This window comes from Mycolicibacterium aromaticivorans JS19b1 = JCM 16368 (genome assembly GCF_000559085.1).
GTDB classification, from domain to species: Bacteria; Actinomycetota; Actinomycetes; order Mycobacteriales; family Mycobacteriaceae; genus Mycobacterium; species Mycobacterium aromaticivorans.
In genome coordinates, this window is the sequence record NZ_JALN02000001.1 from 3,605,922 (window position 1) to 3,620,864 (window position 14,943).

Sequence of the window (14,943 nt, forward strand, 5' to 3'; positions counted from 1 at the left end):
GTCGTAAGGCTGCCGGTAATCTGCCGCAGAGGGGGCGCAGTAGCACGATCAACCTAGCGCCTGCGGGGCGATAAAAGACACAGGCTTCAAGGCGCCTGCCGTATAAAGTCAGATGAAGGGCGTCAAGTCCATCTGTCCGATAATTCACCTGCACAATTGTCCGGAGGCTAACTTTTGCATCGTCGCGCTGAGGGCGCGGTAGTCCGCCTCAGCGGTGAATAAAGCATCCGGCGCCTCCTCGCACCGCTCGCGCATTATCTCCCAGTCGCCTACTGTGAGGGTTTTAAAGAATTCCTTCAAATTCTCAAATAAATCCTCTTCGAACTCCCTGCCGAGCCCGTGCGATCGCACCCATGCTGCGGTTTCTGTGCCGGCCAGCGCGAGCGCCGGGCAATGGAACAGGCCACCTTCGTACACTCTATTAGGTAGTAGCCAAGCGGAATTACCGCCATTCGCCGAGAAATCGAAGCACCAGTTGAAATCGACGCTGGCGTATATATCCGGCAGATCGTCGGGATAGCGATATGGACCACAATACCGGATGTTGGAGTATAGGCTTGTTTTCTGGTGAAAATAATCGGACTCTAAGCTGGTTGGCACTCCATGGAGTACAAAAGAGAGCTTATCCGGAAATTCTTCGGCAAGGCGGCAGATGAGCGCGATGCTTCGTTGGCACCGGTACGCACCGAAATAGCCGATGGTCCAACGTCCATCACTAGCCGGCCCAGTGTGAGGCCTTCTGGCGGCGGCAAGCGCAACGGAAGGATATACCTTGTTCTCCAACAGTACGACCGGACCCCGGAATTTTTGCACCGGCTCGAAGTAGCAGCGCAAAAACGCTGGGGAGGTTGTTATCAGGAGCTGGGAGCGCCTGAGAATAAAGCGCTCGAGAAAACGAAGGGAACGGGAAATAATTCCGTCGCCGGTCATCACTGGTTGAATGTCTGCAATCTCCACCACAAGCGGGACACGCCGAAAACAGGCTAGTCGCACGAAGAGAGCGAGAAAGGCGTTGTCCAAGTTTATGGCATAGAGGACGGTCGCCTCCGTCAGCCGATCCCGATTCTTCAACACGACCCCTAGTGCGCGAATGACGGCCCATACACGATGGACGTGTCGGCGGTCGTAGGTAGTACCTAAGTGAATGTTGTCCCAAGCAGCTGGTTGCTCGGGGTGCCCTCGGTCGCGATAAAAGGTGCAGCCGATGACTTCCCAACCTTGATCATGAAGCGCACCAATGCGTTTCGCGCATCGAGCGTCCGTGCGTTCAGGACCTATGAAGGCGAGACGCCGTGTGTTGCCGGCAAATCGAACGCTATCGGGAGGCGCACCGCACACCTCAAGCGCAGCTGGCATGGCTTCTCCCGCGCTTGGGATGCCGTAGGCATCGGACGCGCTTGCGTTGGGCGGCAGATCTCGTGCAACCTGTGGGATTTGCTTCCGGGGTTCATACACGATTGGAACCTCCCTCTTGTAGCTCCGATCCGACTTCGTCCGTTCCGCGTCGGAACGATTGGCGCCGCTGCTTGGCGCCATAAAGGAAAGTATTCGCAATAACTGAAATGGTGGCTGCGGGAACTGGTGACCTACGTGAGGAACAGCTTGACGGCCTCGGACGGGCAGGGCACACATTATGCCGTCTTCGCAGCGTAGAAGGCGGATATCCACGATCGCCTCGCAGCCTGAGCAGTAGCAGATGTGTCAGGGGCTAGCCATCGCGGCAGTATTAGAAACCAGTCGATGCGGCGGAATGGGCAGCGCACTAATTTTTACCGTCGGGCCGGTGGAATCGGACTGCTGATGAATTTTCTGACGGACCACCCGGCTGTGGGCAACGTGGAGACGCGGTTCTTGCCATCGCATAAGCGCCCAGAACAACTGCGATGGAACCCCACATCCTGATGGCTTCCAGCGCCCCGTCAAACTGAAGCAAAAGAAGGATGACCGGGAGTGAAACCCACGGTCCAATTCCGAATCCCTTGGCCCATTGCGCAACCAAGAAATAAAAAACTACGGCGCCGATGAGGCCAAAATATGACAACGAATTCGCAAAGGCATTATTGAGAGCATAAAGATAATTGTGGTAAACCCATGACGTATTAAACTGATAGTAGTGGGTGTAAACGTCCTGCACTTCCTTGTAGAGCGCCTCTTTGTGGCCAACCCCGACCCCCAAAATTGGAAATTGCTCTATGGTCTTTATTGCCACCCCGTAGGGTCCCTGGAAGCGAACAAAAAAACTTCCATCTTTACCGCTGAGAATATTCGCAAACCTTGTTGAGAACACCTGGGTAAGCGTGAAGCCGACGATTGCAAGGACTGGAAGGCCGGCCGCAACGATGCCTGACATCGCCCGCCGGGCAAGCATCCGATCGAGGTACCACGCTAGGGGCGGCACTAGCAGCACAATTGGGCTTCCCAGAAAAAGCGCGACGAGGATAGTGCATATCAGAAGAAGCACAAATCGCCTGCGGAACGAGGACAGGACGTACCAACCCGGCGCGAACGTCATAAATGCCATGGCTACGTGCGCAGGTTCTCGGGTAAACAGTTTGGGCCGCACAAAACCATATTGCTGGATATCCCTTGCATCATTTTCATATATAAACCGGCCTTCGAACGCCGCGTGTCGAAATGCGTCGCTCAAATCGCGAACGGGCGAGAATGTTGATTCCAGAATAACGCCAACCACTATAAAAGTCATCCAGAAAAATAACGTTTTACGCACCGTCTTGGGGTAAGCCATCGCTGATAACAGCACGTGAGCGCAGCCTACAGCCGCGATTATCTGAAGCAATGAAGTCAAGCGGCCATCGGTATCGTTGACGTCCCTGCCACCTGTTGCGAACGACAAAACGAGGAACCCTAAAATTAAGCTCATCCACTTGAGGCTTCGCGTGTGTGGTGTCATGTGCGGGATCAGGAAAGCGGCTCCAACTAAGACCGCAACACCCGGATACGGATAATTACCGACATTAACTGCAAAATTTGCATATATTCCGGCCACGCAAAGGTTCAGCCCGATTGCAAAGCCTAATCCCGCCTCGCTGCGGAGGTGTCCGGTGGGTAACGCAACTGCTGTCATCGCTCTCAAGTATGCCTTTCGGAGGTCCCTACCGCGCCTCACGCGGGCCGAGTGCTCTACCGCCGTGCTGCTCACACTGGAGTGTCACCAACTATTTGATTGCCGCAACGCCCCACCGGTGCGCGCGAAACACAGATCAAGGTTCCCGAGGGCTCCATCTGATGGTCGACGCAGCGCACCGGCGATGTCGTAGGTCTCGTAACCACGTTCACCCATAAAGTCGACAACTTCTCGCAGAATAGGGTGGCCGCCAAAGGAAAACAGAGACACCTCGACAATGAATGCCTCGGTGACGCCGAAAAGGTGTGTGGCGCCGCGGAGGGCTTCAAGTTCGAAACCTTGAATGTCGAGTTTGACCAGATCTGGGATAGCATAATTTTCTCGAGCGATGAGGTGGTTGATGGTAACAATCTCGACCGGTCTCGTCGGATAGTCCGCACCATCGGGTTTCAAGAATGAGGATCCCACTAAATCGGGCCAGATTGTCAATTCCAGCGTGCCGTTCTCGCTGCCCGCCGCGACGCCATGCCATGGCTCACCGAGCGTGTCGAGATAGGGTGCCATCTCGATCTGTGGTTCAAGCATGACGTAAGTTGCTGCCGGGAAGATATCCCGGGCGAGTTTCGTCCAATCGCCACGGTTGGCGCCCACGTCGAGGACCGTCGTCGGTGTTAATCCTCGATCGCGAAGACCTACCAGCGTGCTCCGCATATCCCCTATAGGTGCAGTTTGTAACGCGTTAGCTCGGCGAATCTCGAATCCCATTCGCCCCAACGCACGCTTCACAACTGTACGCGCAACGTAGCTAATCGGTGCTCGCTTTTTTTCCACGTCTTTCATCCAAAACTGGTTGTTGGAAGATCGCTTAGTCTCGGCATCAGAAACCCTAGGGTCCACGATGTCATTTCGGCTGGCTGTCTTCATGGAAGTCCGCGGCTGATGAGTCGACTTTGCGACGAGGTGAGGAAGACTTATCCGAGTGTTTCCCGGGCGTAGAGTCGCCGTAAATTTGACCGTGGGAGTAATAGTTATAGCTATAGGAGCCGCTTCCACGCGTTGGCATCATCGTAAAGACTGCCCCGAGTAACGATGCATCGACATCCTTAAGGGTCCCTACGGCGTGTGCGAGTTGGTCGCGCTTGGTTTCTCCAAATCGAGCCACAACGAGTGCGCCATCCGCGCCGGCTGCCAGGACGGCTCCATCAGTAACTGCAAGTAGGGGTGGCGAGTCGACAATTACATAGTCGAACCTGGCACGAAGCTCGTTGAGTAGCTTCCTCGCGGACAACGATCCAAGAAGCTCGCTGGGGTTTGGCGGGATTTCGCCGGCAGTGAGAACGGTTAGTCGTGGAAACTTGGTCGGTTGTAGTACGTCGTCGAGCGTGGCTGCGCCACTCAGAATGCTGCTGATTCCTACCTGGCCAACCAGGTCAAGATACTTCGCCAAAGATGGGCGTCGAAGGTCTCCATCGACAAGTAGCACATTGTGTTCTGCCTCAGCCAACGCCAATGCGATGTTGATGGATGTCGTGCTCTTACCCTCTCCTGGTGATGAGCTTGTCACAACAATAAGGCGCGGGGGATTGTCTACCGATAGGAACTGCAGATTGGTGCGCAGTTTGCGGAACGCCTCGGCGGCTCCAGAATTGTCGGTAGCGAAAGATATTGCTGGTGTTTTTCGTAATCCCTTGTCAGTCGGAATGTGGCCTACGATGCTACTGTCGGTGATTTGCTCAAGTGACTCGGGGCTTTTTACCGTGTTGTCGAGTAAATCGCGCAGAACGGCAAGGCCCACGCCTGCCATCAAGCCCAATCCGAGGCCTAGGGAAATGTTACGAACTGGATTAGGCACTACTGGGCTGCTCGGTATCGAGGCTCGTTGTTCCACCACGACACGAGCATTAGGTTGGTCGCCAGCCTTTGGTGTCTCTAACTCGTTCACCAAGCCGACGAATTCGTCAGACAAAGTGTTAGCGATATCGCGAGCTCTGACCGGAGATTCGTCGAGCACCTGCACATCGATGAGGACTGTGTCAGGCTTCGCAGTCGCTTTGATCCTGCCGCGTAGAGTTTCCGCGCTCATGTCGAGCCCCAGTTTGTCGATCGTCCTCTGAGCTACAGTTTCGCCGTTGAGTAGCTCCGCATACGACAAGACTCTTTGTTGAGAGAAGAGATTTCCCTGGTACAGGTCAGACACTGATGAGCCGCCCGAGGTGGCAGAGACGAAGAGCCTCGTCGAAGCCTGATAGAGCGGCGTGGTCAGCAACGTGTACGCGACGGCTCCCAAGACCACGACCATTGACGTCACGCCCACGGTGATCCAACGAGTGCGCAGCAGTTTTGCGACGTCCCGAAGATTCAATGCGACCCCTTACCCCCTGTTTGAATACTTCATAGCCCCCTGCCCGGGGAAGCATACCTTCGCATATTTCCCAGGTTCTGGTGAGCGCGCAATGCCAACTTCTTTCAAACACTGCGGGCTGCGGTTGCGCGGGTCAGCGCGCACAGCTCGGCACCGAGATTTTCACTTTGGCAGCGTCAACCAGGGGCTGAATTGGTACACGCGCCTCGCCCGCAGACGTCGGTTCGGTGAGCCGGAAAATTAACTCGACGGTGTTGCCCGGTGGTATGGCCACCTGAGACTCGAAGCTTGGGTGGCCGCGTTCTGTCGATCCGAAAACCCGGGTTCTTTTCCCGTTTGCCAGCACGCTGAGCACGTCTGCTCCCCTAGTGGTGAGGAGCCGGACCGAGGTGAGCATCGTGCCCGGTGGGATGGTTCCCGCGACCTCGGGATAGAAGCCCAGCCGCCCCACCACATATTCCGGCAGGCCAGCCACATCCTTAAGGGTGTTGGTTAGCCGGATCGTCACGGTTGACTTGCGATTTTCGCCATCGCAGCCGTCAGCTACGTATTCGATCTCTCGCTTGAGGTAGTAGTCCATCTTGTTACCGCCGAGGTTGTTGATGACGACTTCGGCGTACGGCGCAGGATCATCCGGAATCTCGTGGGCAAGCGGGGTCTTCTCTAAAAGCGCTTGGTCGGCAGCTGACGAGCTCCATACCGAGATTCGGCGCTCACTCACTGCTCTTCCCAATGCATCTAGCAGCGTGCGCGGCGACTCGATAGGCACCGTGATCTTCTTGACCACTTGGGTGGCGATCTCCTGCAAGAAGCGTTTGCGTCCGCTTTGGTCATTGGGATCGGGGAAGCGGCTGTAGACCGTCGACTCGGTGAGTTCGACGACGTTGTCTTTAGTAACCGTCTCACCATCTGGCATCACGATCGGGCCGGTCGCGCCGAGGATATAGCTCAAGGCAATCGGGTCGATTGCGATCACACCGTCGACATTCATGCCCGACTGTTGTGCCCACATCTGCTTCCAGATCTGGGCCGTGTAAGGAAAATGTGAGCTCTGATTGCTGTTCCGAAAGTCGGTAGTTGGATTGGTGAACCCGTACTGCTCGTCGAACTCTGGGTTGACTGAGAACGGTGTGAACGGCTTGTTGAAATCGGTGTTCGGTCCCATAGAGTCCACGCTCGGCTTGCCGTCGTCGAACCGGAGGATCCCGAATCCCCCTAGCAGTCCACCGGTACCGCGCGCCTCGGCATTCGTCTGGAAGCCCATGAAATAGGAGCGTGGGCCGTCGGCGCCCAACATCGACGGTGCCAGCTTTGCGGCAAGAGCGGTGTTTTCCAGGAGGCCGGCAATGTTCGAGGTCTGTGACTGCAGTTGTGATCGCGCCTCACCAACGACGGAGAAATACGCTGGCGCTGAGATCGCCTTGGCCTCCGCGTCGAGCCGCGTTGCGTCAGCTGCGATCTTGCTCAAGACGGGTTCTTCTCGACGCAATGCTTGGACATCGAGCCGACCATTGGCGAGCAGTTGACGCGGCGCCACAGTCGTGCCTGCATCGGCGGTGGGCTTCAACACCTCGGCGGCCAAACCGAGCACGACATCTGAGATTTGCTGACCGGTTTTGAACGGGCTGCCCAACCACGGAACGACGGACATGACGTTCCACGGCACGGAGTGCGTCGCGTTGCGTGCTGACTGTGCATGAGATTGCGCGTCAGCAGCCAACCGTGATGCGTCAGCGGTGTTTCCTTGCAGCAGTGCATCTTTGGCTTGTTGCGCGCTAGTGCGTGCTGCCTCAAGGCTCGTCTTCGCCTCGTACGCTCGGAGCCCGAGCCAGCCACCGAACAGAATGACGACGATGAGCACTCCAAGGACGGGCCAAGTGACGTTTCGTCGCTTGTACCAAGGTGTCTCATCGTCGTCATCGATCAGGTCTACATGGGAATCAGCCGGATCTTCGTCGATCCGCCGCCGCGAAAAGAATTTCACTCAGTTATTCCCCATACTCCGGTGCGGTCGGCATTACGTGCAACCGCGGCGAATTGGCCAACAAAAAACGACCCGCCAGCTGCTGTTGGGCAACAACCGACGAGTCGTTTTTAAGACTGGTTACGAGGAGGTCGCGTAGGGGCCGATCTTGATCGCGGCGGCGACGTTATTCGACGCGTTGATGAATCCGTTTCCGATCTGGGTAAGCCCGAACGCGTTGAACGCTAGGCCGGTGAAGGCAAGCCCACCATAGACGAACGTACCGAAGTATTGGGTGACCGCCTTGATGCCGTTCTGAGCCGCGAGTGTAAAGCCCGAGATGAAGGTCTGGATGACCTGGGACGGCGTCTCATTGGCGGCAGCCTTCTTGTTGCTGCCAGGAGTGGCCGACACGGCAGCCGTGGGAATGACCGGCGAGTCGATGAGGAGCTCGGCGGAGTTGCCGACGTTCTCGGAGAACGGAGCCAGGCTCGGCGTCGCGTGGGCGATAGCCGGGGTGATAGCGGCAGCGGCGGCGACTGCCACGGCCGCAGTGCTCACCTGAAGTTTGGTCGACAGAGCCGAGAACTTACTTGCAGCTGCAGTAGTCATTGGGACCCCCCATGAGATGTTCGGTTTATTCCTGAGGTATTGCCTAAGAAATTAAGCAAAGAGTCCCATACCACCTAGGTGCTGTCAACCGGAAACGGCAAGTCCGTCGAGAGTCTTTTTCCAGAGGAAAAGACCTTGGGCGGGGCCTGCACCATGCGCCACAACAGTCACCTCGCCACCGCCCACGCAAACCCACTCACATCGCGCACCGAGGCCGCGAAAACGTCCGGCATCGTCGCCGGGAATAGCAAGTCGCCGCCGTGGCAGGTGCCCGCCACGACACGACCGACGGTGGGGACACCGGCCGCCAGCAGCCGTCGGTAATAGAGGAGGCCTTCGTCGCGCAGCGGATCGAGCTCGTTCACCGAGATCACGTGCGGCGGTAAATCGGCAAGATCGTCGTCACTCGCCGCACCGGCCCAACAGGTGGGATCACCGGCGTGCGTCGTGTCGGGATCGTAGATCGAGCCCAGCAGGGCGGCCTGCTGACAACTGATGAAGTATCCGTCGTTCTCCCGAAGCGACGGCAGATTGTCGGGGTAGTTCAACCAGCGGTTGGAGATGTAGGGGCAGTGGGCGTAGGCGCCGGCGATCTCGTCGAGCCATCCCTCTCGCTTGGCCTTGTGAACGGTGGTCAGCGTGAGGTTCCCGCCGCCGGACTCGCCGCATACGATCAGCCGGCTCACGCCGAGTTCCGCGGCATTGGCGTGCACCCACCGGGTGCCGGCCGCGCAGTCGTCCAGTCCGGCCGGGTACGGGTGCGCGCCGAGGCGGCCGCCGGAGTTGCGGAACTCCACCCCGACCACCACCAGGCCGGTTGCGGCCATGCTCTCCCTGATGTGCCGATACCCCGCGTCCGCGGCGCTGGCGATCGCCATGGCGCCGCCGTGAAAATGCACCACGGCCGGAAGCGGACCGTCGGCGCGATCCGGCCGGCTGACGAAGAGCGTGATCTCGTGGCCGTCGGTGCCGGGGATGGTCACCATCGTGGTGGTGACATCTGCCGGCGACGGAGCCGCGGAAGCCAGCATCGAGATCACGCCACCGACCGCTTCCTCGGCGGCCGCGGCATACGCCAGCCGATCCGCCAACGGCGAGTCGGTGGTCAGCGGCGCGTCCGGAAGCACATCGGCCAGCCCCAGCGGGGCGAGCGCCGCCACCATCCGGGGATCCGATCGCGGATCGGTGCCAAGGGTGCAATTCGGATCGGCGAGCCGCCCAACAGACATGGGCCCGAGATTAACTCGGGCCCATGGACTGCACTCGGTGATTCGCCGAGGGAGAAATGCCTGCTAGGCGGCGGCCCCCGGCTTGAGGTAGGTGACGAGACTGACGTCGAGCGCCTCGTCGACGTAGTAGTACTGGCAGCCGGTCAGATACCGCATGTAGTTGTTGTAGCTGTCTTCGCCGGCCGCGGCGATGGCCTCGTCCTTATGCTGCTCCAGGCGGGCGGCCCAGATACCCAGGGTCTTGATGTAGTGATTGCGCAGCGAGAGCGGCTCAGGGACGACGAAGCCCGCCTTCTCGCCGTGCTCGACGAGCATCTTCGTGCTCGGGATACGGCCGCCGGGGAAGATCACGTCGACCATGAACTTGGCGAAGCGGGCCAGCTCGAAGGTCAGCTTCTTGCCGCGAGCCTGCAGATCGTACGGGTGGTAGCCGCAGCTGCTCTGGATTGTCATACGGCCGTCGTCGGGCAGGATGTCGAAGCTGTTCTTGAAGAAGTCATCGAAGCGCTCGAAGCCGAAATGCTCGATGGCTTCGATCGAGACGATCCGGTCGACGGGGGAGTGAAACTGCTCCCAGCCCTCCAGACGCACGTCAAAAGACCGCTCGCTGTCGATCCCGGCCAACAGCTGATCGCAGTAGGCCTTCTGATTCTTGGACAACGTCAGTCCGATGACGTTGACGTCGTACTTCTCCATCGCGCGCTGCAACGTAAGACCCCAGCCGCAGCCCACCTCGAGCAGCGTCATCCCCGGCTTGAGGTCGAGGGCGTCGAGATGCTGGTCGACATTCGCGATCTGCGCCTCGGAGAGGGTGACATCGGGCCCGGTGAAGTACGCGCAGCTGTACTTGCGGGTCGGATCTTGGAACAACCCGAAGAAGTCATCCGAGAGGTCGTAATGCGCCTGGATGTCCTCGAAATGGGGCCGCATGTCCTTGGTTTCAGTTGCCTCGGGCATGAGAGTTACAGCCTTCCTGATTCTGCTTGTCTGCCTGCATCACGGCCCCCGCACGTGATTTTTGCGCGCGCACCTGTATGCACTTTGTGATCTGGACCATACCGTCTCGGCTCACCGAAACGGTGGCCAAACAGTGCCCTAACCGGGCGTTTCTTTCGCCTGCTTCTCAAGCGTGAACTGGTCAACGTCGATGTACCCTACCCGGAATCCGTGGGCGCACCCGGTGAGGTACTTCATGTACCGGTCATAGACTTCCTCGGATTGCACCTCGATGGCCTTGTCCCGGTTGGCCTCCAGCGCAGCCGACCAGCAATCGAGGGTGCGCGCGTAGTGGGGCTGCAGCGACTGAACCCGCGTGAGCGTGAAGCCGGCCTTGGTCGAATGCTCCTCCACTTTCTCGACGGTCGGCAGCCGCCCGCCCGGGAAGATCTCGGTGAGCATGAACTTCACGAACCGCGCGATCTCAAACGTCAACGGCAGACCGCGCTCGGTCATCTGCGGAAGCGTGAACGAGGTGATGGTGTGCAACAGCATCACGCCGTTGTCGGGCAAGACGTTGTAGGCCATGGAGAAGAAGTCGTCATAGCGGTCGAAGCCGAAGTGCTCGAAGGCGCCGATCGACACGATCCGGTCGACGGGCTCGTGGAATTCTTCCCAGCCCATGAGCTCGATGCGCTTGTCCCGACGACTGCCAGTCTCCGCGAACGCCTGCTCGACGTGATCACGCTGGTTCTTGGACAGTGTGAGTCCGATGACGTTGACGTCGGTACTTCTCCAGCGCCCGTAACATCGTGGCGCCCCAGCCGCAGCCGACGTCCAGCAAGGTCATCCCGGGTTGCAATCCCAGCTTGCCCAGAGCCAGGTCGATCTTGGCGATCTGGGCCTGCTCGAGGGTGTAGTCGTCCTTCTCGAAATATGCGCAGCTGTAAGTCTGAGTGGGGTCGAGGAAGAGCCGGAAGAAATCATCAGACAGGTCGTAGTGCGCCTGTACGTCTTCAAAGTGTGGTTTCAGCCGTTTGGCCATGTCGGTGCGCCTTCCGCATCGAATGCTTGAGGCAGCAACCACAAATCCCCCCCGTGGGACGGGCGATCACCGCTGTGCAGCCCCGATGCTATCCGGTCAGGCTGCGAGCAGACGATTCCGCAAGATAACCGTCATTACCTAGCTGACCTCGGCAAATGTGGTCTTGAGCTCGCCCGCGATGTCGTCCCAGAGGTCTTCGGGCAGGTCATGCGCCATGCCATCGAAAAGCGCCAGGCGCGCATTCGGGATCGTCGAGGCGATCGAGCGACCGCCCGAGGGGCGCATCAGCTTGTCTGCGCGACCGTGGATGACGACGGTCGGTGCGGTGATCTGGCGGTCGTAGTGCTTCAGGCTGCCGCTGCCCAGTATCGCGGCGAAATGCCGTGCGATTCCTTGCGGATAGTGACACCGGTCATAGGCCTCGATGGCGTCGGCGCGAGCCTGCTCGTCGGGCACGGGATAGCCCGGGCTGCCGATAATCTTGCCGACCCGCACCACGTTTTCGACGATCACATCGCGCGGTGCATTCGGTGGCGGACCGGTGATCAGCGACAACAACGCCCGAGGTGCCGGGGGCGGAAGGAACGCAGAGTTGTTGGACGAGAAGATGATTCCCAGCGCCTTGGTCCGAAGGCTGTATCGCGCCGCGAAGATCTGCGCGATCATCCCGCCCATCGAGGCGCCGACGATATGGGCCTGTTCGACCCCGAGGTGATCGAGCAACGCCGCGGCGTCGTCGGCCATGTCCTCCAGCGTGTACACCGACGAGCTGGGCCGCCCGACATAGGACTTCGCCAGCTTGGGCACCAACCCGCCGCGGGCGCGCTGACCGTGCAGCTTGGTCGACAGCCCGACATCGCGGTTGTCATAGCGGATCACCCGATAGCCCTGGTCGACCAGCTTCTCGCAGAAACCGTTGCGCCACAACAGAAGCTGAGCGCCGAGACCCATGATCAGCAACACTGCCGGGTCGCCGGGATTGCCCAGGTCCTCGTAGTACAGCTCGATCTCTTCGGCGACGGTGGCTGTGCCGGTGCGGATTTCCATCAGACCTCGACGTCGCTCTGGTGCTCGCGGCTGACCTCGACCATGAAGTTGGCGAAGTATCCGCCGAACTGCGGGTCGTTCATCATCTGCCACTTCGGTGCCAGCAACTTCATATACCGCTCGACATACAGAAACTGCTTACCGATCAACACCAGCTCGCGCGGGAGCTTGACGTCATAGGCGTCGGCCAGGGTGGAGAGCTGTTTGCCGATCTCCGCGTAGGACATGTCGCCGAGCGTTTTCAGCGTGAGAGGAGCCGCGAACTCTTCGAGATCCTTTGCGGCTTCCTTCTCTGGTTTGGTGGTGCCCACCGCGCCGAGCAGCACGACGATCTTGCCCGCCGCCGCGTGGTCCTTCTTGACCAGCAGTGCATAAACGAGCTCGCGCAGCAGCCAGCGGGTCCGCGGGTCGATGCGACCCATGATCCCGAAGTCCAGGAACACGATCCGGCCGTCGTCGTCGACCAACAGGTTGCCCGCGTGCAGGTCGCCGTGGAACAGGCCGTGCCGAAGGCCGCCCTCGAACGTCGAGAACAGCAGTGCCTTGACCAGCTCGGTGCCGTCGAACCCCTTCTTACGGATTTCCTTGACGTCATCGATACGCACGCCGTGCACGCGTTCCATGGTCAGCACACGCTCGCTGGTGAATTCCCAGTGCACCTGCGGGACTCGGATGTTGCGGCCCAGCGGCGACCCGTGCAGACCCGAGACCCACGCCTCCATCGACTGCGCCTCGATGCGGAAGTCGAGCTCTTCGGCGAGATTGTCGGAAAAGTCGGCAACCACGTCCCGTGCCGACAACCGCCGGCCCAGCTTGGCCAGCTCCACGAGCTGGGCGAAGCGCTTGAGGATCTGCAGGTCGGCAGCCACCCGGCGGCGTATGCCCGGCCGCTGGATCTTGACCACGACCTCCTCACCGGTGTGCAGCGTCGCGAAATGCACCTGGGCGATCGAGGCCGACGCGAACGGCTCCTCGTCGAACTGCGCGAAGAGCTTCGCCGGGTCGCCGCCGAGTTCCTGCTGCAGCAGCTGGTGTACCTCGGCGGTGTCCGCGGGCGGCACGGAGTCCAGCAGGCCGCGGAACTCACGGCTCAGATTCTCACCGAAGGCACCGGGGCTGGACGCGATGATCTGACCGAATTTCACGTAGGTGGGTCCCAGGTCGGAAAAGGTCTGCGGGATCTGCTTGATGACCTTGTCCTGCCAGCGGCCACGCCCGGGCAGTTTGGTGAGCACGCGTGCCCCGGTGCGGGTGAGCTGCCACCCGGTTGTGCCGATGCGGGCAGCCTCGACCGGCAACGGGACGCGATCGAGCTTGGCTACTTCGCGGTGTTTGGTCGAATTCATTCTTGCCAGTCTGCCAAAAATGCACGTGGTACCCCAATTTCTGCGCGTACTTCTACCGTCTGCGGGACCACAAGACCGCCGAATTCTGGCTGCTGGCCGACGCCGACTTCGACTACACGGAGTGACCCGTCACGTGTTGGGGCGCCACGGGGTCAGCCACGGCTGGGGTGCCACGCCTTCGGCCGCCGCGACCAGCTCGTACATCGTTGCGCCGTCGATGGATTCACGGATGATGTCGGCATGGCCGGCGTGCCTGGCCAGCTCACCGATCAGATGCAGGAGGACCCACCGCACCGACCAGGCGTCGACGTCATCCGGGAACCACGGCGCGTCGCGCGGCACCGGCACCGCGGCGTCCAGATCGGTGGTCTCGATCAGCCGAAGCGACTCGGCGTTCTGGGCAACCAGAGTCTCGATGAGCTGGGCCAGGGTCTCGTCGGGCCGCATCAGGTATTGCTCCTGGTATTCCTGCGCGCGGTCCTCGAACGGGCGGTCATCGGCCTGCGGTTCGTTCGGGGCCGCGGCCACCCGCTGCATCCAGGACTGCTGCACCCCGGTCACGTGTTTGATCAACCCACCGACCGACAGCGAACTGACGCTCGGCGTCGCTCGAGCCTGCTCGTCGGTGAGGCCGTACGCGACGGCGACGAACGCGCGCTGGTGATAGGCGAGGAACTCGCGAAGCGCGTGACGTTCATTGTTGACGGGTGGGGCGAGGGTGGGCATGGTGGTCCTCTTTCTTACTTATCGACGGGCGTAAAGATCTCGGAGACAAGCTATTTCGGCGCCGTGATGGATGACCTCACGGTTGATGTGCAAGACCAGTTCGGATAGCGCGTAGTCGGCGTAGGGGCCTTCGGCCGGCCCGCACGGTCGGACGAGATCGTCGTCGGACAACCCCCGTACGCCGCTGATCCAGTACGTGTAGGCGTCGTCGAGTTGGGCCAGAGCTGACGCCGCGTCGGTGGCGTAGGGCCAGCTCTGATAGTCGGCGGGCGGGCCGCCGAAGTGCGAGTGATTGCGCATCGCGAGAACGCCGACGATGACATGGGCGAGGCGCCACGCGATCGTGGTGACCGGCTCGGGCTCCGGAGGTGGGTAGGCGAAGTCGATCCGAATTGGCCCCGGGTCGCTTCGCTCCAGCCCGCCGGGGCGCCCTTCCCCGTGCGCCGTCCAGCAATCGGCGACCGGCTCCCAGAAGTATTCGTCGTCGGTCAGCCCGTCCAGGCGGGGCCGCAGCGTGGCGGACCAGTGCCAGTCCAGCTGGTCGGCAAGCTGAGTCGTCCATGTCATATCGGTAGGTTTTCACGTATTGCGG

At 60.0% G+C, this 14,943-nt stretch carries 13 protein-coding genes and 1 pseudogene; 1 reads left to right on the plus strand and 13 read right to left on the minus strand.

The window, feature by feature from the left end:
- Positions 1–144: 144 nt before the first annotated feature.
- The 11 genes and pseudogenes from Y900_RS17300 to Y900_RS17345 form a co-directional block, all read right to left on the minus strand.
- Positions 145–1,455, minus strand: coding sequence for a glycosyltransferase (locus tag Y900_RS17300; RefSeq protein WP_131536203.1), 1,311 nt, complete (start codon positions 1,453–1,455; stop codon positions 145–147).
- A gap of 307 nt (positions 1,456–1,762) precedes the next feature.
- The gene (locus Y900_RS17305; protein WP_131536205.1) at positions 1,763–3,085 is read right to left on the minus strand and encodes an O-antigen ligase family protein; all 1,323 of its coding nucleotides are present in this window, start codon (positions 3,083–3,085) and stop codon (positions 1,763–1,765) included.
- A gap of 84 nt (positions 3,086–3,169) precedes the next feature.
- Positions 3,170–4,009, minus strand: coding sequence for an FkbM family methyltransferase (locus Y900_RS17310; protein ID WP_081845150.1), 840 nt, complete (start codon positions 4,007–4,009; stop codon positions 3,170–3,172).
- Positions 3,987–5,447 carry a tyrosine-protein kinase domain-containing protein gene (locus tag Y900_RS30990; RefSeq protein WP_081845151.1) on the minus strand — a complete coding sequence of 487 codons (1,461 nt, stop codon included), beginning with the start codon at positions 5,445–5,447 and terminating at the stop codon, positions 3,987–3,989. Before Y900_RS30990 ends, Y900_RS17310 begins: the two co-directional genes overlap by 23 nt.
- A 133-nt stretch (positions 5,448–5,580) precedes the next feature.
- Positions 5,581–7,431, minus strand: coding sequence for a DUF4012 domain-containing protein (locus Y900_RS17315; protein WP_081845152.1), 1,851 nt, complete (start codon positions 7,429–7,431; stop codon positions 5,581–5,583).
- A 120-nt stretch (positions 7,432–7,551) separates the two neighbouring features.
- Complete coding sequence (locus Y900_RS17320; protein ID WP_036343431.1) at positions 7,552–7,971, minus strand: hypothetical protein; 420 nt, start codon at positions 7,969–7,971, stop codon at positions 7,552–7,554.
- A gap of 218 nt (positions 7,972–8,189) precedes the next feature.
- Positions 8,190–9,251, minus strand: coding sequence for an alpha/beta hydrolase (locus Y900_RS17325; RefSeq protein ID WP_036343432.1), 1,062 nt, complete (start codon positions 9,249–9,251; stop codon positions 8,190–8,192).
- Positions 9,252–9,314: 63 nt separating this feature from the next.
- The gene (locus Y900_RS17330) at positions 9,315–10,208 is read right to left on the minus strand and encodes a cyclopropane mycolic acid synthase family methyltransferase (protein WP_036343433.1); all 894 of its coding nucleotides are present in this window, start codon (positions 10,206–10,208) and stop codon (positions 9,315–9,317) included.
- Between the two features lie 138 nt (positions 10,209–10,346).
- A pseudogene (locus Y900_RS17335) lies at positions 10,347–11,232 on the minus strand (cyclopropane mycolic acid synthase family methyltransferase).
- A gap of 138 nt (positions 11,233–11,370) precedes the next feature.
- Positions 11,371–12,279 (minus strand): alpha/beta fold hydrolase, encoded by a 909-nt coding sequence (locus tag Y900_RS17340; RefSeq protein WP_036343434.1) that lies wholly within the window; start codon positions 12,277–12,279, stop codon positions 11,371–11,373.
- Entirely contained in the window at positions 12,279–13,625 is a 1,347-nt protein-coding gene (locus Y900_RS17345; RefSeq protein WP_036343435.1) for an ABC1 kinase family protein, read from the minus strand. The genes Y900_RS17340 and Y900_RS17345 overlap by 1 nt, the downstream gene beginning before the upstream one ends.
- 2 nt (positions 13,626–13,627) lie before the next feature.
- On the opposite strand from Y900_RS17345, the gene Y900_RS33465 reads away from it, so the two are divergent.
- Positions 13,628–13,750 (plus strand): hypothetical protein, encoded by a 123-nt coding sequence (locus Y900_RS33465; protein WP_272945556.1) that lies wholly within the window; start codon positions 13,628–13,630, stop codon positions 13,748–13,750.
- A 4-nt stretch (positions 13,751–13,754) separates the two neighbouring features.
- Here the strand turns inward: Y900_RS33465 and Y900_RS17350 are convergent, their stop codons facing one another.
- Both Y900_RS17350 and Y900_RS17355 read right to left on the minus strand, forming a co-directional pair.
- Positions 13,755–14,351 carry a DinB family protein gene (locus Y900_RS17350; protein WP_036343436.1) on the minus strand — a complete coding sequence of 199 codons (597 nt, stop codon included), beginning with the start codon at positions 14,349–14,351 and terminating at the stop codon, positions 13,755–13,757.
- A gap of 18 nt (positions 14,352–14,369) precedes the next feature.
- Complete coding sequence (locus Y900_RS17355) at positions 14,370–14,918, minus strand: DinB family protein (RefSeq protein ID WP_036343438.1); 549 nt, start codon at positions 14,916–14,918, stop codon at positions 14,370–14,372.
- Positions 14,919–14,943 lie beyond the last annotated feature (25 nt).